The following is a 15,748-nucleotide window of genomic DNA, read 5'->3' as shown; positions in this document are numbered from 1 at the left end:
CCGCAGCATCGGAAGCGAGCGCCCCTGTGGCGCTCGCGGACTTTTGGGCGGGCGTCTAGGCGGAGGCCGCGCGGCGGCCGCGGGCCCGCGCCATGGCATCGCGGTCGGCCTTGCGCAGGCGCCCCTTGGCGGACAGCCGCATCAACGTGCCCAGGGCCACCATCAGGCCGATCACCTCGACCAGCGCGGCCGGGATCCACATGGTCAGGCCGCCGATGGTCTGGTCGGTCTGCGCGGACATGGCGATGGCGCGGCCGCACAGCTCGAACAGGGGATAGATGTCGCTTTCGGTGAAAGCGATGACCGCCCCCGCCACCATCTGCGGCAGCATGGTCAGGATCGGCGAGATCACCCGGCCGCCCGGCGTCATCGCGGCCGGCGGCGCGGGCCGGCGGTCCAGGATCAGGTTCCAGTACATGAAGCCGCTGATCACCACCGACCAGTTCATCACGCGGTACAGCCGCCAGTCGAGCATGGAATAGAACTGCACCGACGGAATCAGCCAGACCAGCACCAGGAACACGAACAGGGTCGGCACGAAGATCTTGTTGGTCAGCACCGCCACGGTGGCGCGGCCGGCGCCGGTGCGCAGGAAGTCACGCAGCCGGATGCGCCACGACATCGGCAGCCCGGCGCGCATGACCTGCCCGGGAAAGGCCGCCATCACCAGCAGCGGGCCAAGGTGATGCAGCACCAGGTGCTGGATGCGGTGGATGAAGAACATGCGCTCGGCGTAGTAGTCCAGGCGCGTGTGCATGGACAGGTACAGCAGCACCATGCCCAGCCAGAACAGCGCGCGGCGCGCGCCCGTGACGTGATGCACGCGCTGGCCGCGCACGAACAGCACGATGGCCACCAGGAAGGAGGCCACCAGCGTGGGAGAGAACTCCCAGGGTATGAGCCATTCGAGACTGTCCATGCGGGTCATCCGGAAAATGCCGACGGGGGCGTGGCGTGCCCGGGCCTGAGCGGGCCGGAACACGCAGCCGGGTCGATTGTAGTAGACCCGGCCGTCCCCCGTACGGCTCAGAACCGGTGCGAAATACCCGTACCGAAGCGCGACGTGTGGGAATGGCCAGGGTCGAACTGGTTGTCCAGGGTGTAATTGGACGTGTAGCCGGCGAACGCATAGAGCGTGGTGCGCGGCGACAGGTCATACGTATACCCCAATGTCACCAATTGCGCATTGCGCGCGCTCGAACCGTCCTCCCATTTCCAGTCGGGACGCGCCAGCGACCACTGCACCACCACGGCGCCGTGGCCGACCGGCACGCTGGCGCCCAGCAGCCAGGCGTCGACGGTGCCGCCGCGCGCGAAGGCCGCCGGCCCCAGGTTCCGGCCCAGGTTGTCCGGATCGCCGCCGTCCAGGCCAACGTAGCCGTTGCGCTGGCGCGACCATCCCGCCGACACCTTGAACACCTCGAAGTCATAGGAAGCGCCCAGTTGCACCGCCTGCGGCCGGCCGCTGCTGCCCTGGATCGGCTCGGCCAGGCGCAGCTGGTCCCAGGTGGCGACCGCCAGCAAGGGGCCTTCCTCGTATTTCAGGCCCAGGCTGAGGGCGCGGTTGTTGGCCGCGGTCTTGAAGCGGTTGCTGTCGTCGGCGTCGAACGAATAGCCGATGCCCGCCTGGAAACCCTGCCAGGTGGGCGTGTAGTAGTTGACCAGGTTGCTGAACTGGTAGTTGTCCGAGGCCTTGAAGGTGGCGCCCATGCCCATTTCCTTCCAGGAGGCCAGCTCCAGCGCGTTGCCGTAGGTCTTGCCGACGGTGTACTGGCGCCCCAGGCGCAGGTCGCCGTAGCTGTCATGGGCCAGTCCGACCCAGGCGCCGTAGTTGAACATGCGGTCGTCGTCGGCGCGCTTGCCGGTGGACGGGTCGAAGCCGCTTTCGAGCTGGAAGCGGGTGCTCCAGCCGTCGCCCAGGTCCTCGGAACCACGCAGGCCCCACAGGGAGTCGGTCAAGCCGCCGTTGAGGACGCCATTGTGGGTGCCCTGCCCGGAGGTATGGGTGGTGGCGATGCCCGCATCGACCACGCCGTAGAGTTGGATGCCCGGGCCATCACCGGCCGCATTGGCCGCCAGCGGAAGCCAGGCGGCGCCCGCCATGAGCGTCGTGGCAACAGTCGAGATTTTCATGCTTCTCTCCAGAATCCGGGGTGGCGCCGCCACCACCGGAGGTATTGAATCCGCGGCGGGCGCCTGCCCGCCGCCAGGTGTATCAATAGTGACTATTGCCAGCCATAGCGACGCACCCAGATGCCCTTGAGCAATTGGGTCAGCACGCAGTAGCTCAGCAGGATGCCGACCAGCCAGGGGAAATAGCTCCACGGCAGCGCCTGCAGCTGGAAGTACTCGGCCAGCGGCGAGAACGGCAGGAACAACCCCAGTCCGACCACCATGACCGTCATCAGCATCAACGGCCACGCGGCGCGGCTTTGCAGGAACGGGATCTTGCGTGTGCGGATCATATGCACGATGAGCGTCTGCGACAACAGCCCTTCGACGAACCAGCCGGATTGGAACAACGTCTGGTGCTCGGGCGCATTGGCCTGGAATACGTACCACATGAGCGCGTAGGTGGTGATGTCGAAGATGGAGCTGATCGGGCCGAAGAACACCATGAATCGACCTAGTCCTGCGGGGTCCCATTGCTGCGGTTTTTTCAGCAGTTCCTCGTCGACATTGTCGAAGGGAATGGCGGTCTGCGAGATGTCGTACATCAAGTTCTGCAGCAGCAGGTGGATCGGCAGCATCGGCAGGAACGGCAGGAACGCGCTGGCCACCAGCACCGAGAAGACGTTACCGAAATTGGAGCTGGCGGTCATCTTCAGGTACTTGAGCATGTTGCAGAAGGTCTTGCGGCCTTCGATCACGCCGTCCTCCAGCACCATCAGGCTCTTTTCCAGCAGGATGATGTCGGCGGCTTCCTTCGAGATATCCACCGCCGAGTCCACCGAAATGCCGACGTCGGCGGCGCGCAGGGCCGGCGCGTCGTTGATGCCGTCCCCCATGAAGCCCACGGTGTTGCCCTGGGCCCGCAGCATGCGGACGATGCGCTCCTTGTGCGCCGGCGTCAGGCGCGCGAACACATTGGCCTCGCGCACCGCCACGGCCAGCCGGCCGTCGTCCATGGCCTCGATGTCGGCGCCCAGGTAGACCTTGCGCACCTCGAAGCCGACTTCGCGGCAGACCTTCTGCGTCACCAGTTCGACGTCGCCCGTCAGCACCTTGACCTCGATGCCGGAAGCGCGCAACGCGGCCAGCGCCGGGCCGGTGGACTCCTTGGGAGGATCGAGGAAGGCGATGTAACCGACCAGCACCAGCTCGGCCTCGTCGGCCACGCCATAGGCCTGCTGGGTGGGCGGCAGTTCGCGCACGCCCACGGCGATCACGCGCAGCCCGTCACGATTCAGGTCGGCGGTCACGCGGCGGATGTCGGCGCGGCGCGCGTCCGTCAGCGGATGCACGTCCTTGCCGACCCGCAGGCGGGTGCACACGGAGAGCATTTCCTCCAGCGCGCCCTTGCAGATCAGTTCATGATGCTCGCGGCCGTTCTCGGTTTCGCTGACGACCACCGACATGCGGCGGCGCGAGAAGTCGAACGGGATCTCGTCGATCTTGCGGTAGCGCGCGGCCAGGTCCAGCTTGCGCTCCACTTCGGCATGGCGCAGCACGGCCACGTCGAGCAGATTCTTCAGGCCGGTCTGGTAGTAACTGTTGAGGTAGGCATAGGCCAGCACGTCGTCGCTGGTGGCGCCGTACACGTCGGTATGACGCTCGAGCACGATGCGGTCCTGCGTCAGCGTGCCGGTCTTGTCGGTGCACAGCACGTTCATGGCGCCCAGGTTCTGAATCGCGTCCAGCCGCTTGACCACCACCTTGCGGCGCGACATCCGCACCGCGCCCTTGGCCAGCGTGGCCGTGACGATCATCGGCAGCATTTCCGGCGTCAGGCCGACGGCGATCGCCAGCGCGAACAGCAGCGCCTCGAGCCAGTCGCCCTTGGTGAAGCCGTTGATCAGCAGCACGATGGGCGCCATCACCAGCATGAAGCGGATCAGCACCCAGCTGACCCGGTTGATGCCCTGCTGGAACTGCGTCGGCATGCGCGAGGTCTGGGTCACGCGCCCGGCCAGCTGGCCGAAGTAGGTGCCGGAGCCGGTCGCCACCACCAGGGCGGTGCCGGAGCCGCTGACCACGTTGGTGCCCATGAAGGCCATGTTCTCGAGCTCCAGCGCGTTGGCGGTCTCGACGCGCTGCATGGCGTATTTCTCGACCGGCAGCGATTCGCCGGTCAGGGCCGCCTGGGCCACGAACAGGTCCTTGGCGCCCAGGATGCGGCAGTCGGCGGGGATCATGTCGCCCGCGGACAGCAGCACCACGTCGCCCGGCACCAGTTCGGCCAGCGGCACCTCGATCTGGCGCGAGCCCGAGGCGTGCAGCGTGGCGCCGAAGAAGCGCCGCGCGTCGCCCTCAGCCATGCCGGCGGCGTCGCTGCGCAGCACCGTGGCGGTGTTCTGCACCATGGCCTTCAGGGCCTCGGCGGCGCGATTGGAACGCCGCTCCTGCACGAAGCGCAGCAGCGTCGAAATCACCACCATCGAGCCGATGATGATGACGCCCTTCCAGGACTGGTCGTCGGGCTCGGCCATGTACACGTCCGTCACCCACGACAGCGAGGCCAGGCCGGTCAGCAGCAGGTTGAAGGGATTGCGGAACGACTGCCACAGGTGGGCGTACCAGGTCAGCGGCTTTTCGTGATCGACTTCGTTGGCGCCGTAGCGGGCGCGGGCCTCATCGGCCTGGGCTTCGGACAGGCCGCCACGGCCGCTGCGGAACATCGAGAACAGCGCGTCGAAATCCATGCGCGCCACATCGAGCATGCGGCGGTTGGCGCGGCGCGCGGCATCGGAGGAGTCGGCGGAAGCGGCAAGCTGCCCGCCGCCCTGCTCCAGCATGGGGGAACGCCGGAAGTGGCGCCCCGATCGCCGCAGCCCGGCCGCGGAGGAAAAGAAGGTCTTCAGGAATTTGAACATCGGAGTGTTCCCGTTATTGGTGTTGTTCTGGAAGACACGGGCTGGCCGCCGCCATGCCTTTGCGCGGGCAGCACGGGGCCGCGGCCTGCTCAGGGCAGGCCGTTTCCGCCACGTACAGGCGTGCGCAGGCACCGGGGCGATGTTGCCGGTGTCCGGATCGCGTCGAGGCGCGCCGGGTGCGGAAGGCGGAACGGGAAACTAGCGGAAGAACCGGGGCCGGCGGAACCGGCGCGCGTCGAGCGGGCCTGGCCGGGGGTTCAGGGCTGCGGATTCCGTACGGACCGGGTGACTATCCGGCCAGTCGGCTCGCAAGGGAGAGGACGGGTCAGACAGGCAGGCCGGCGCCGCGCACAAGGCGCAATCGAGGCTCGGGGTCTAAGGCACTGGGCATGGTCTCTCCTGGGGTGGCGGGCGGCGGCGTCAGGCCGCCAGCGGTTGCGCGCCGAAATGCACGTGGCGCACAGCGGGGTTGGCGCTCAGCCGGCGGGCTTGCGACATCAGTTCGCCGCGCAGCTCGGGCGGGCAGTTCACGGTGATGCAGGCCGACGCCATGTTGGGGTCGCGGCCCTGGTCGATCTGCACTTGCGACACGTCGAGTCCGGCCGCGCTGAAGTCCAGGCAGATCTGCTTGCGCAGGGCGCCCAGTTCGTCGCGCGGGCAGATGACCGTCAGGCGCGAGGTGCCGCGGCGGCGGCCCATGGCGGTGGGGCGGTCTACGCCGGCGCGGCGCAGGAACAAGTCGAAGAAACGCATAGCGGCCTCCATTGCGTAATGGGGAGCGGCTTTCGCGCATACGCGCGCACGCAGGCACACGGCGCATGGCGGGCGGGCACGAAAAAGGCGTGCACGAACGCGGGCGCTGCGACTAGCGGCGGTTCTGGCGGTTTACGTTGGGGAGAATCCCGGCAAGCCGTGGGCCTGCACTGCCGCCCGGAAAGAAGCCCGGGGCTTGGGATACAACCGCAACCTGTTCAACAGGCTGCGGCAGACGGAGTTCTGCGTGGTCCTGTCAAACAGCGACGTCGATGCAAGATCGACTACTTTCGCCGGAATCGGTATTCACGAAGACTGCTCCTGGGATGGATAACGGGCGGAATTTTACGCGGGTTTCCACTGATGGACAAGGTTTATGGGCAGAAAAGGCCGCTTTTGTGCAAAAAAGGCGCGGGGCCGTTCCACCCCGCGCCTTCCAACCCAAGCCGCGTCCGTCAGGCGTAGAAATGCCAGCCCAGGTAGGCCGCGAACAAGGCATAGAAACCGCCCACCGCGGACAGCGCCGGCACGCTCATGCCGGCGCGGCGGAAGCGCAGCCACAGCAGGCCGATCGACAGCATGGTGAACAGGCCGGCGGCCAGCAGCGGACCGTCGAGCAGCCAGGGCGTCAGGAAGATGCCGAGCGCGCTGGGGATGGTGGCCTGGATCATCATGGCGCCGGAGATGTTGGCCAGCGCCAGGCGTTCCTTGCCCTGGCGCACCCAGATCAGGGCGTTCATGATCTCGGGCAGTTCGGTGGCGACGGGCGCCAGCAGCAGCGCGGCCACGTGCGGCGAAGCGCCCATGGCGATGCCCAGCACCTCGATCTGGTTGACGAAGACGTGCGAGGCGCCGGCGATCACGACCAGGGCCAGCAGCGTCTGGGTCGCGGCCCAGAACATCGACGGATTGTCGTCGCGCGGCCGCAGCTTGAGCGGCTCGAGGTCTTCGCAGTCGATGCATTCCTCATCGTTGCTCAGCTCGCGCTTGATGTACAGGCCATAGGTGGCCAGGAACAGGATGCCCAGCCAGGGCTTCCAGGCGAAGGCCAGCAGGCCCAGCCCGACCTTGAAGACGAAGATGCCCATGAACCAGGCCTGGTCGCGGGCCAGCCGGCGCTGGTCCGCGTTGATACAGTTGGCCTGCGCGGGTTGGCCGCGGCGTGCGCGCCACAGGGCCAGGCCGACCACGGCATAGGCCAGCGTCGCCAGCACCAGCGGGCCGCCCATGGCGGCGCCGACGCCGATGTCCTTCTGCTCGGGGGTTTCGCCGAACACCACGGCCATGAAGGTCACGGCGCTCTCCGGCAAGGCGGTGCCGAACGCGGCCAGCACGGTGCCGGTCGCGGTGGCGCCAAGCTGGAAGCGATGTCCGACCCATTCGACGCCATTGACGAAGAATTCGCAGGCGAGATAGATCACTGCCGCGGACAGGAAAAACAGGAACAGGGTGAGCAACATATAGACGAGCCGGACGAGCAGAAACCAATTGGCGCGACGCTGCGGCTCGCCCGGCTAGGGTGAACGCAACGCGGCCAAAGGTCTCGCCTGGCTGATCCATGCGCGGGCGGGCCGCGACATGGAGACCGTTAGCGCCATGGAGTTCTGGCGACCGCTACGCGGTACCGAACCACCAAGTCTGTTGACGCTAACTCCTTTGGGGACAAAGGATGGCTACTCCCCAATGACAGTGCGGCGATTGTAGCAGCGCGTCCATGACAGTCCAATGAATCCGCGCCCGCGGCGGGGAAATGGGCGCGGACTGTCGCATCTGCGGCACGGCGAGTAAAGTAAACGGCATCTCAGCTTCCCGCCGGGCCGCGCGCCCCCCTGCCCCTCATGAGCCTGCCTCCCGTCGATATCGCCCCCTTCGCCGCCCGGCGCCAGCGCCTGATGGAGCGGATGCGCGCCGACGGGGGCGGCATCGCCATCCTGGCCACCGCGCCCGAGGCCATCCGCAACCGCGACGCCGAATATCCCTACCGGCACGACAGCGACTTCTTCTACCTGACCGGCTTCACCGAGCCCGGCGCCTGGCTGGTGCTGATCGCAGGCGCCACCGACCGCGCGCTGCTGTTCTGCCGCCCGCGCCATATCGAGCACGAGATCTGGGAGGGCCGCCGCTTCGGCCCGGAAGCCGCGGCCGAGCATTTCGGCTTCGACGACGCGCATGCGCTGGACGCGCTCGATGAACTGGCGCCCCAGCTGCTGCTGGACCAGCCGACCCTGTACGCGCCGCTGGCCGGCGACAAGCGCACCGACGGCCGCCTGCACCGCTGGCTGGCGGCGGCGCGCGAGGCCAGCCGCGGCGGCCATCAGCCGCCCATGCGGCAACAGGACATCCGGCCGATCCTGGCCGAGATGCGCTTGATCAAGGACGCCAGCGAGATCGCCGCGATGCGGCGCGCGGCCAAGATCTCCGCCGGCGCCCATGCGCGCGCCATGCGGGCGGCGCGCGCCGGCATGCGCGAATACGAACTGGAAGCGGAACTGCTGTATGAATTCCGTCGCCATGGCGCGCAGGCGGTGGCCTACAACAGCATCGTCGCGGCCGGCGCCAATGCCTGCGTGCTGCACTACCCGGCCGGCGAGGCGGTGCTGCGCGACGGCGACCTGGTGCTGATCGACGCGGGCTGCGAAGTCGACAGCTACGCCAGCGACATCACCCGCACTTTCCCGGTCAACGGCCGCTACAGCGGTCCGCAGCGCGCGCTGTACGACCTGACGGTGGCGGCGCAGGAGGCCGCGGCCCAGGCGACCGCGCCCGGACGCGGCTGGAACGACGGCCACGAGGCCGCGGTGCGGGTGCTGGCGCAGGGCATGCTGGACCTGAAACTGCTGAAGGGGTCGCTGGATGGCGTGATCGAGTCGGGCGACTACAGCCGCTTCTACATGCACCGCACCGGCCACTGGCTGGGCCTGGACGTGCACGACGTGGGCGACTATCGCCAGCCGGGCGGCACGCCCGGCGCGGAACGTCCGTGGCGCAAGCTGGAGAGCGGCATGATGCTGACGATCGAGCCGGGCATCTATGTGCGTCCGGCCGACGACGTGCCCGAGGCCTACTGGAACATCGGCATCCGCACCGAGGACGACGCGCTGGTGACGGACGAGGGCTGCGAGCTGATCACCCGCGGCGTGCCGGTGCAGGCCGGCGAGATCGAGGCGCTGATGCGCGAATGAGCGGGCGGCGCGCGCGGGCCGGCATGGCGCCGGCCGCGCCCGTGATGGCGGCCCCGGCCTACAGCGTCAGGCCGTCCAGCCAGCCCATCGCCACCCACACGTAGACCACCACCATCGCGATCGCGAACATCGACACGGTGGCGCCCACCAGGCAGGCCATGATGGCCACCAGCACCGGCCCCCATCCTGTCTTCGGGGACGGCGGCAGCCCGGGGTTGTAGAGGCGGTCGAACTTCTCGTCCGGCATCAGTGAGAACACCGCGCTCTCGATGAAGCCGTCGATCATCGGGATGAACAGCAGGAAGAAGGCCGGGTTGTCGTACCAGACCGGGTAGTAGCGGAACGCGCAGAACAGGCTGAGCAGCGCCAGCGCCGTCACCAGCCAGGCATGGCGCCGGCCCAGGTACCACCAGTGCGCGCCGAGCCAGCCGAACAGACAGGCCAGCAGGCCGACGGCGACCTTGCCGCGGGGGCGGCGCGGGATTGCGGCGGACAGCGAAGAAGAAGCCTCGAGCTGCGTCATATCAATCAACCGGTAAAGGGTCCCGGGCGCCAAGCCGCGCCGGCAGACCCGGATTGTAGTGGACAGGTAAAATCGCGGCATGACTATCTCCGCCTTCGACATTGCGATTCTCGGCGCCGGCCCCGTGGGGCGTGTCCTGGCGTTGATGCTGGCGCGCGTGGCGCCGGATCCGGCCCGCATCGCCCTGCTGCAAGGCGCCAGCCCGGCGCCCGTGACGCCCGCCGCCGCCATCCCCGCGGCCGATCCGCGCGTGCTGGCCATGAACCACGGCAGCCGGGTGCTGCTCGAATCGCTGCACGCCTGGCCCGCCAAGGCGGCGGACATCCTCAACATCCACGTTTCGCAGCGCGGCCGGCTGGGCCGCAGCGTGATCCGCAACACCGATTTCGACGTGCCGCAGCTGGGCTGCGTGGTCGCCTATTCGGCGCTGCACGCCAAGCTGGAGGAATGCGTGGCCGCCAGCGGCGTGACCCTGCTGTCGGGGCCGCCGGCCACGATCGACGGCCAGGACGCCGACGGCGTGCGCATCCGCCTGGGCGACGCCGCCGTGACCTGCCGGGTCGCCGTGCAGTCGGACGGCGCCGGCGCCAGCGACGTGCGCCGCGACTACGGCCAGCACGCCCTGCTGACCACCGCCCACGCCACCCTGCCGCGCCGCGGCTGGGCCTGGGAACGCTTCACCCCCGAGGGGCCGCTGGCGCTGCTGCCGCACCCGCAGACGCCGGACGCCTATTCGGTGGTCTGGTGCAGCGCGCCGGATCGCGCGGCCGAATTGGCGGCGCTGGACAACGGCGCCTTCTCGCGGGCGCTGTCGGCGGCCTTCGGCGACCGCCTGGGACGCCTGTCGTGCCAGGCGCCGCGCCACGTCTTCCCGCTGGCGCTGAGCGCCCGGCGCGCCCTGGTGCAGGGCCGCGTGGCGGCGATCGGCAACGCGGCGCAGACGCTGCATCCGGTGGCTGGCCAGGGCCTGAACCTGGGGCTGCGCGATGCCGGCCGGCTGGCCCAGACCCTGGGCGCGTGGCTGCCCGCCCCGGATACCAACCCGGCCGCGGCGCTGGCCGACTTCGGCCGCGCGCGCCAGGTCGACCGGATCGTCACCGCCGGCCTCACCGACCTGATGCCGCGCATCTTCGCCACCGGCCTGGCGCCGGTCGAGCATGCCTGCGGCCTGGCCCTGCTGGGCCTGGACCTGGCGGCGCCCCTGCGGGCCCCGCTGGCCCGCCACCTGCTGCAGGGTTTCCGGGCCTGATCCTCCCCTTTTTTCGTCCGCCTGTTACCAAGCTGTTGCGGCCGAAAAAAGAGGGTTCGATCGAGCCGGTTAAAATGTGACCATGCGCATAGGCCCGTGGACCCTTCCCAACAATGTCCTGGTCGCGCCCATGGCGGGCGTGACGGATCGTCCTTTCCGACAGCTTTGCAAGAAATTGGGGGCCGGTTACGCCGTCTCGGAGATGGCCGCCAGCAACCCCAAGCTGTGGGACAGCGTCAAGACCTCGCGCCGCCTGAACCATGACAGCGAGATCGCCCCCATTTCGGTGCAGATCGCCGGCGCCGACCCGGCCATGATGGCCGAGGCCGCCGTGTTCAACGCCAACAAGGGCGCGCGCATCATCGACATCAACATGGGCTGCCCCGTGAAGAAGGTCTGCAATGTGGCGTCGGGGTCCGCCCTGCTGCGCCACGAGGACCTGATCGTCCGCATCCTGGACGCCGTGGTCGAGGCCTGCGCGCCGCTGGGGGTGCCGGTCACCCTCAAGACCCGCACCGGCTGGGACCGCGACAGCCGCAACGCCCTGCGCGTGGCCAGGCTGGCCCAGGACGCCGGCATCGCCGCCCTGACACTGCATGGACGCACCCGCGCCGACCTCTATACGGGCGAGGCGGAATATGACACTATCCGCGCCGTCCGCGCCGAGCTGAAAATCCCGCTGATCGCCAATGGCGATATCGACTCGCCTGAAAAGGCCAGGCGCGTCCTGGATTACACTGGCGCCGACGCGGTCATGATCGGCCGGGCGGCACAGGGCCGTCCCTGGATCTTCCGCGAAGTCGACCACTACCTGCGCACGGGCGAAACACTGGCCCCTCCCAGCTATGGGGAAATGCGCGAACTGCTGCTCGAACATCTCGACGACCACTACCGCTTCTATGGCGAACACACCGGCGTACGCACGGCGCGCAAGCACATAGGGTGGTATCTGGACGGCCTGCCGGATGCGGACTCGTTCCGCGACCGCATGAACCTCATCGACAACACCCGCGACCAGTGGCGGGCGGTGTCGGAATGGTTCCTCAATCTTTCCCGTGACGGCAACCCCAACCCGGCGCCTGTCGCGAAAGCCCTGCTGGCGGCATAACCGCCTCAACACCAACATAAAAATATCTGTACTCCGATGAGCAAGAAAGATGTCCTGGAAGAATGCGTGCGCGCCAGCCTGGAGCGCTATTTCGAAGACTTGGGTGAATCCGAGCCCCACGACATGTGGGACATGGTGATGCGCTGCGTGGAGCGCCCGGTCCTCGAAGTGGCGTTGGAACGGTCTGGCGGCAACCAGTCGCGGGCATCCGAAATGCTGGGCATCACGCGCAACACCTTGCGCAAGAAACTGCTGGCCCACAACATCCAGGTATAGCGCATCGCCGCGCGGGCGGGCCGGCTGGCGCGCCCCGCATGACAGATTTCCCATCCCGACCTGAAGCGAGACAGGCGCCCGCGCCCCACTCCCGTCCCTCACCATGAAAATCGAAACCGCCCTGCTTTCGGTGTCCGACAAGACCGGCATCGTTGAATTTGCCCGCGCGCTGGCCGCGCGCGGCGTGCGCCTGCTGTCGACCGGCGGCACCGCCAAGCTGCTGGCCGAATCCGGCCTGACCGTCACCGAAGTGGCCGCCCACACCGGCTCGCCCGAGATCCTGGACGGCCGCGTCAAGACGCTGCACCCGAAGATCCACGGCGGCCTGCTGGCCCGCCGCGACAGCGCCGAGCACATGGACACCATCAAGGCGGCCGGTATCGATCGCATCGACATGCTGGTGGTCAACCTGTATCCGTTCCGCGAAACCGTGGCCAAGCCGGACTGCACCTTCGCCGACGCGGTCGAGAACATCGACATCGGCGGCCCGGCCATGCTGCGCGCCGCCGCCAAGAACCACGGCACCGAAGCCGGTGGCGTGACGGTGGTGATCGACCCGGTCGACTACTCGCGCGTGCTGTCCGAAATGGATCAGGGCGGCGGCACCTCGTACGGCCTGCGCCTGGCGCTGGCCGCCAAGGTCTACGCCCACACCGCGGCCTACGACGGCGCCATCGCCGCCTACCTGACCAGCCTGACCGAGGCCGAACCGGCGCAGGACGCCGTGCCGGCCCGCCAGGAATGGCCGGGCACCCTGACCCTGCAGGTCAAGCAGGAACAGGCCCTGCGCTATGGCGAGAACCCGCACCAGACCGCCGCGTTCTACGTCGACGCGCAGCGCTCCGCCGGCCTGCTGGGCAACTACCGCCAGCTGCAGGGCAAGGAACTGTCGTACAACAACATCGCCGACGCCGATGCCGCCTGGGAATGCGCGCGCAGCTTCGAGGCGCCCGCCTGCGTCATCGTCAAGCACGCCAACCCCTGCGGCGTGGCCGTGGCGGCCGACACGCTGGGCGCCTACCAGCAGGCCTTCAAGACCGACCCGACCTCGGCCTTCGGCGGCATCATCGCCTTCAACCGCCCGGTCGACGCCGCCACCGCCGAAGCCGTCAGCGCCCAGTTCCTGGAAGTGCTGCTGGCCCCGGCCTATGACGGCGCCGCGCTGGCCATCCTGGCCGCCAAGAAGAACGTGCGCGTGCTGGAAGTGCCGATGGGCACGGGCCAGAACGCCTTCGACGTCAAGCGCGTCGGTGGCGGCTGGCTGGTGCAGAGCCCGGACGCCTACAACGTGCCGCGCGACGCCCTGAAGGTCGTGTCCAAGCGCCAGCCCACCGAGCAGGAAATGAACGACCTGGCGTTCGCCTGGAAGGTCGCCAAGTACGTCAAGTCCAACGCCATCGTGTTCGTCGGCGGCGGCATGACGCTGGGCGTCGGCGCCGGCCAGATGAGCCGCATCGACTCGGCCCGCATCGCCTCGATCAAGGCCGAGAACGCCGGCCTGACGCTGAAGGGCTCGGCGGTGGCGTCGGACGCCTTCTTCCCGTTCCGCGACGGCCTGGACGTGGTGGTGGCCGCGGGCGCGACCTGCGTGATCCAGCCCGGGGGCAGCATGCGTGACGACGAAGTCATCGCCGCGGCCGACGAGCATGGCATCGCCATGGTGCTGACCGGCACCCGTCACTTCCGCCACTGATGCGCGTCCTCGGCATCGATCCCGGCCTGCGCCGCACCGGCTTCGGTGTGATCGATGCCGACGGCTCGCGGCTGCGCTATGTCGCCAGCGGCACCATCGTGGTGCCGCCGGCGCTGACGCTGTCCGAGCGCCTCAAGGTCATCCTGGACAATCTGCGCCAGGTGGCGCGCGACACGCAGCCCGACGTCGCCGCGCTGGAAATCATCTTCCTGAACACCAATCCGGCCTCCACCCTGCTGCTGGGCCAGGCCCGCGGCGCGGCGCTGTGCGCGCTGGCCGACAGTTCGCTGGCGGTGCACGAGTACACCGCGCTGCAGATCAAGAAAGCGGTGGTGGGCACCGGCCGCGCGGCCAAGGAGCAGGTGCAGATGATGGTGCAGCACCTGCTGGCGCTGGACGGCACGCCCGCCCCCGACTCGGCCGACGCGCTGGCGTGCGCCATCTGCCACGCCCACGTCGGCCCGCTGCAGGACCGGCTGACGCAGCTGGGCACGCGCCTGAGCCTGAGCGGCAAGACCCGCATCCGCAACGGCCGCCTGCTCGGCTGAGCCCCCCCCCCGCCCCCGCCTCGCGCGGACCCGTATAGAATCCCGGCATCCGCCGCGGCTGTCGCGGCCCCCTCTTTTGCCAGGCCACTGCCACCATGATCGGACGCATCACCGGAACCCTGATCGAGAAACTGCCGCCCACCGTGTGCGTGGACGTCAACGGTCTGGGCTATGACATCGACGTGCCCATGAGCACGCTCTATTCGCTGCCGGAAACCGGCGCGCGCGTCACCCTGTACACGCACCTGACCGTGCGCGAGGACGCCCACATCCTCTACGGCTTCGCCACGGCCGGCGAGCGCAGCGCCTTCCGCGAGCTGATCAAGGTCAGCGGCATCGGCGCGCGCACCGCGCTGTCGGTGCTGTCGGGCCTGTCGGTGGCCGACCTGGCCCAGGCCATCACGCTGCAGGAATCGGGTCGCCTGACCCGCGTGCCGGGCATCGGCAAGAAGACCGCCGAGCGCCTGCTGCTGGAAATGCGCGGCAAGCTGGGCGCCGACATCGGCGCCACCGCGCATCCGGTGCAGGACAACCAGTCCGACATCCTGAACGCGCTGCTGGCGCTGGGGTACTCCGAGAAGGAATCGCTGTCCGCGCTGAAGACCCTGCCCGAAGGCGTGGGCGTGTCGGACGGCATCAAGCAGGCCTTGAAGGCGCTGGTGCGCTGAAGCTGCCGCCGGGGCGCGCCCCGGCCGCGAGCGCCCCGGCGGCGCCGGCCTGCCATGTGGCCGGCTAGCGTATCGGCGACAGATAACCGGGCGCCACCGCTTCCAGCCCGGTCGGCACCACGTTCAATTCGGGCGCCATCGGCGCGCCGCAGATGTTGTCGCTGCGCAGCGAATCGAGGTTGTCGCGCGACATCAGGGGCCGGCCCGGCAGGCATTCGAACAGCATGGCCTGCATCCGCCCCAGCCCCATCGGCAGGTTGACCACCGGGCGCGGGTGGCCGCCCCAGCCGGCGCACAGGCGCGCGATCTCGCCCAGGGAGTAGACCTGCGGGCCGCCCAGTTCATAGGTCTTGCCCCAGGCGTGGGTATTGCCCAGCGTCGCCACCATCGCCGTCACCACGTCGCCCACGAACACCGGCTGCATGCGCACGTGCGCGCCGGCCAGCGGCAACATGGGCAGCCAGCGCGCCAGGCGCGCGAACATGTTGGTGAAGTTGTCGTCGGCGCCGAACACCACCGACGGACGGAAGATGGTCCAACCGCCCTCGCGCCAGTCGGCCAGTTCCTGCTTGATGGCGGCCTCGCCGTCGCCCTTGGAACGCTGGTACATGCTGGCGCCGCTGGAATCGGCGCCCAGCGCGCTGACGTGCAGCAGGCGGCGCGCGCCCTGGCGGCGGCAGGCCCGCGCGATGCGCTGCGGCAGGTGCACGTGGGC

General features: G+C 68.7%; 14 protein-coding genes and 1 riboswitch. Of the genes, 7 read left to right on the top strand and 7 right to left on the bottom strand.

Features of this window, described 5'->3' with window-relative positions:
- Positions 1 to 55: 55 nt before the first annotated feature.
- From AOZ49_RS19885 to AOZ49_RS19865, 5 genes are all read right to left on the bottom strand, one after another.
- Entirely contained in the window at positions 56 to 928 is an 873-nt protein-coding gene (locus tag AOZ49_RS19885) for a cytochrome c oxidase assembly protein (protein WP_156333331.1), read from the bottom strand.
- A 98-nt stretch (positions 929 to 1,026) separates the two neighbouring features.
- The gene (locus AOZ49_RS19880) at positions 1,027 to 2,133 is read right to left on the bottom strand and encodes a porin (protein ID WP_054477303.1); all 1,107 of its coding nucleotides are present in this window, start codon (positions 2,131 to 2,133) and stop codon (positions 1,027 to 1,029) included.
- 92 nt (positions 2,134 to 2,225) lie between these two features.
- Positions 2,226 to 5,033, bottom strand: a complete 2,808-nt coding sequence (gene mgtA, locus AOZ49_RS19875; RefSeq protein ID WP_054477301.1) for a magnesium-translocating P-type ATPase — start codon at positions 5,031 to 5,033, stop codon at positions 2,226 to 2,228.
- A gap of 420 nt (positions 5,034 to 5,453) precedes the next feature.
- Positions 5,454 to 5,786, bottom strand: a complete 333-nt coding sequence (locus tag AOZ49_RS19870; protein ID WP_054477299.1) for a hypothetical protein — start codon at positions 5,784 to 5,786, stop codon at positions 5,454 to 5,456.
- A gap of 455 nt (positions 5,787 to 6,241) precedes the next feature.
- Entirely contained in the window at positions 6,242 to 7,246 is a 1,005-nt protein-coding gene (locus AOZ49_RS19865; protein ID WP_006393167.1) for a sodium:calcium antiporter, read from the bottom strand.
- 79 nt (positions 7,247 to 7,325) lie between these two features.
- Positions 7,326 to 7,480: riboswitch (yybP-ykoY riboswitch) on the bottom strand.
- A 144-nt stretch (positions 7,481 to 7,624) separates the two neighbouring features.
- Here AOZ49_RS19865 and AOZ49_RS19860 point away from each other — a divergent pair.
- Positions 7,625 to 8,968 carry an aminopeptidase P N-terminal domain-containing protein gene (locus AOZ49_RS19860; protein WP_054432897.1) on the top strand — a complete coding sequence of 448 codons (1,344 nt, stop codon included), beginning with the start codon at positions 7,625 to 7,627 and terminating at the stop codon, positions 8,966 to 8,968.
- Positions 8,969 to 9,026: 58 nt separating this feature from the next.
- Here AOZ49_RS19860 and AOZ49_RS19855 read toward each other — a convergent pair whose 3' ends face one another.
- Positions 9,027 to 9,491 carry a TM2 domain-containing protein gene (locus tag AOZ49_RS19855; protein ID WP_054432896.1) on the bottom strand — a complete coding sequence of 155 codons (465 nt, stop codon included), beginning with the start codon at positions 9,489 to 9,491 and terminating at the stop codon, positions 9,027 to 9,029.
- Between the two features lie 79 nt (positions 9,492 to 9,570).
- Between AOZ49_RS19855 and AOZ49_RS19850 the strand changes: the two genes are divergently transcribed.
- From AOZ49_RS19850 to ruvA, 6 genes are all read left to right on the top strand, one after another.
- A complete protein-coding gene (locus AOZ49_RS19850; RefSeq protein ID WP_054432895.1) occupies positions 9,571 to 10,740 on the top strand; it encodes a UbiH/UbiF/VisC/COQ6 family ubiquinone biosynthesis hydroxylase in 1,170 nt (389 codons plus the stop codon).
- An 82-nt stretch (positions 10,741 to 10,822) separates the two neighbouring features.
- On the top strand, positions 10,823 to 11,848 hold the full coding sequence (dusB, locus tag AOZ49_RS19845) for a tRNA dihydrouridine synthase DusB (protein ID WP_054477297.1): 1,026 nt from the start codon (positions 10,823 to 10,825) through the stop codon (positions 11,846 to 11,848).
- A gap of 36 nt (positions 11,849 to 11,884) precedes the next feature.
- Complete coding sequence (locus tag AOZ49_RS19840) at positions 11,885 to 12,124, top strand: helix-turn-helix domain-containing protein (RefSeq protein ID WP_006217670.1); 240 nt, start codon at positions 11,885 to 11,887, stop codon at positions 12,122 to 12,124.
- Between the two features lie 103 nt (positions 12,125 to 12,227).
- Positions 12,228 to 13,817, top strand: coding sequence for a bifunctional phosphoribosylaminoimidazolecarboxamide formyltransferase/IMP cyclohydrolase (purH, locus tag AOZ49_RS19835; RefSeq protein WP_054432893.1), 1,590 nt, complete (start codon positions 12,228 to 12,230; stop codon positions 13,815 to 13,817).
- Positions 13,817 to 14,365: a crossover junction endodeoxyribonuclease RuvC gene (gene ruvC, locus AOZ49_RS19830; protein WP_054432892.1), complete on the top strand. Its 549-nt coding sequence runs from the start codon at positions 13,817 to 13,819 to the stop codon at positions 14,363 to 14,365. The genes purH and ruvC overlap by 1 nt, the downstream gene beginning before the upstream one ends.
- A 95-nt stretch (positions 14,366 to 14,460) precedes the next feature.
- Positions 14,461 to 15,033 carry a Holliday junction branch migration protein RuvA gene (gene ruvA, locus AOZ49_RS19825; RefSeq protein ID WP_006393160.1) on the top strand — a complete coding sequence of 191 codons (573 nt, stop codon included), beginning with the start codon at positions 14,461 to 14,463 and terminating at the stop codon, positions 15,031 to 15,033.
- 64 nt (positions 15,034 to 15,097) lie between these two features.
- Here ruvA and AOZ49_RS19820 read toward each other — a convergent pair.
- On the bottom strand, positions 15,098 to 15,748 hold a 651-nt coding region (locus AOZ49_RS19820), incomplete at its 5' end, for a complex I NDUFA9 subunit family protein (protein WP_054477295.1).

Origin of the sequence: Achromobacter sp. 2789STDY5608615, assembly GCF_001298995.1 — a bacterium.
GTDB classification, from domain to species: domain Bacteria; phylum Pseudomonadota; class Gammaproteobacteria; order Burkholderiales; family Burkholderiaceae_B; genus Achromobacter; species Achromobacter insuavis.
The sequence above is the reverse complement of the archived record's forward strand: the minus strand, read 5'-3'. Positions and strand labels throughout refer to the sequence as shown.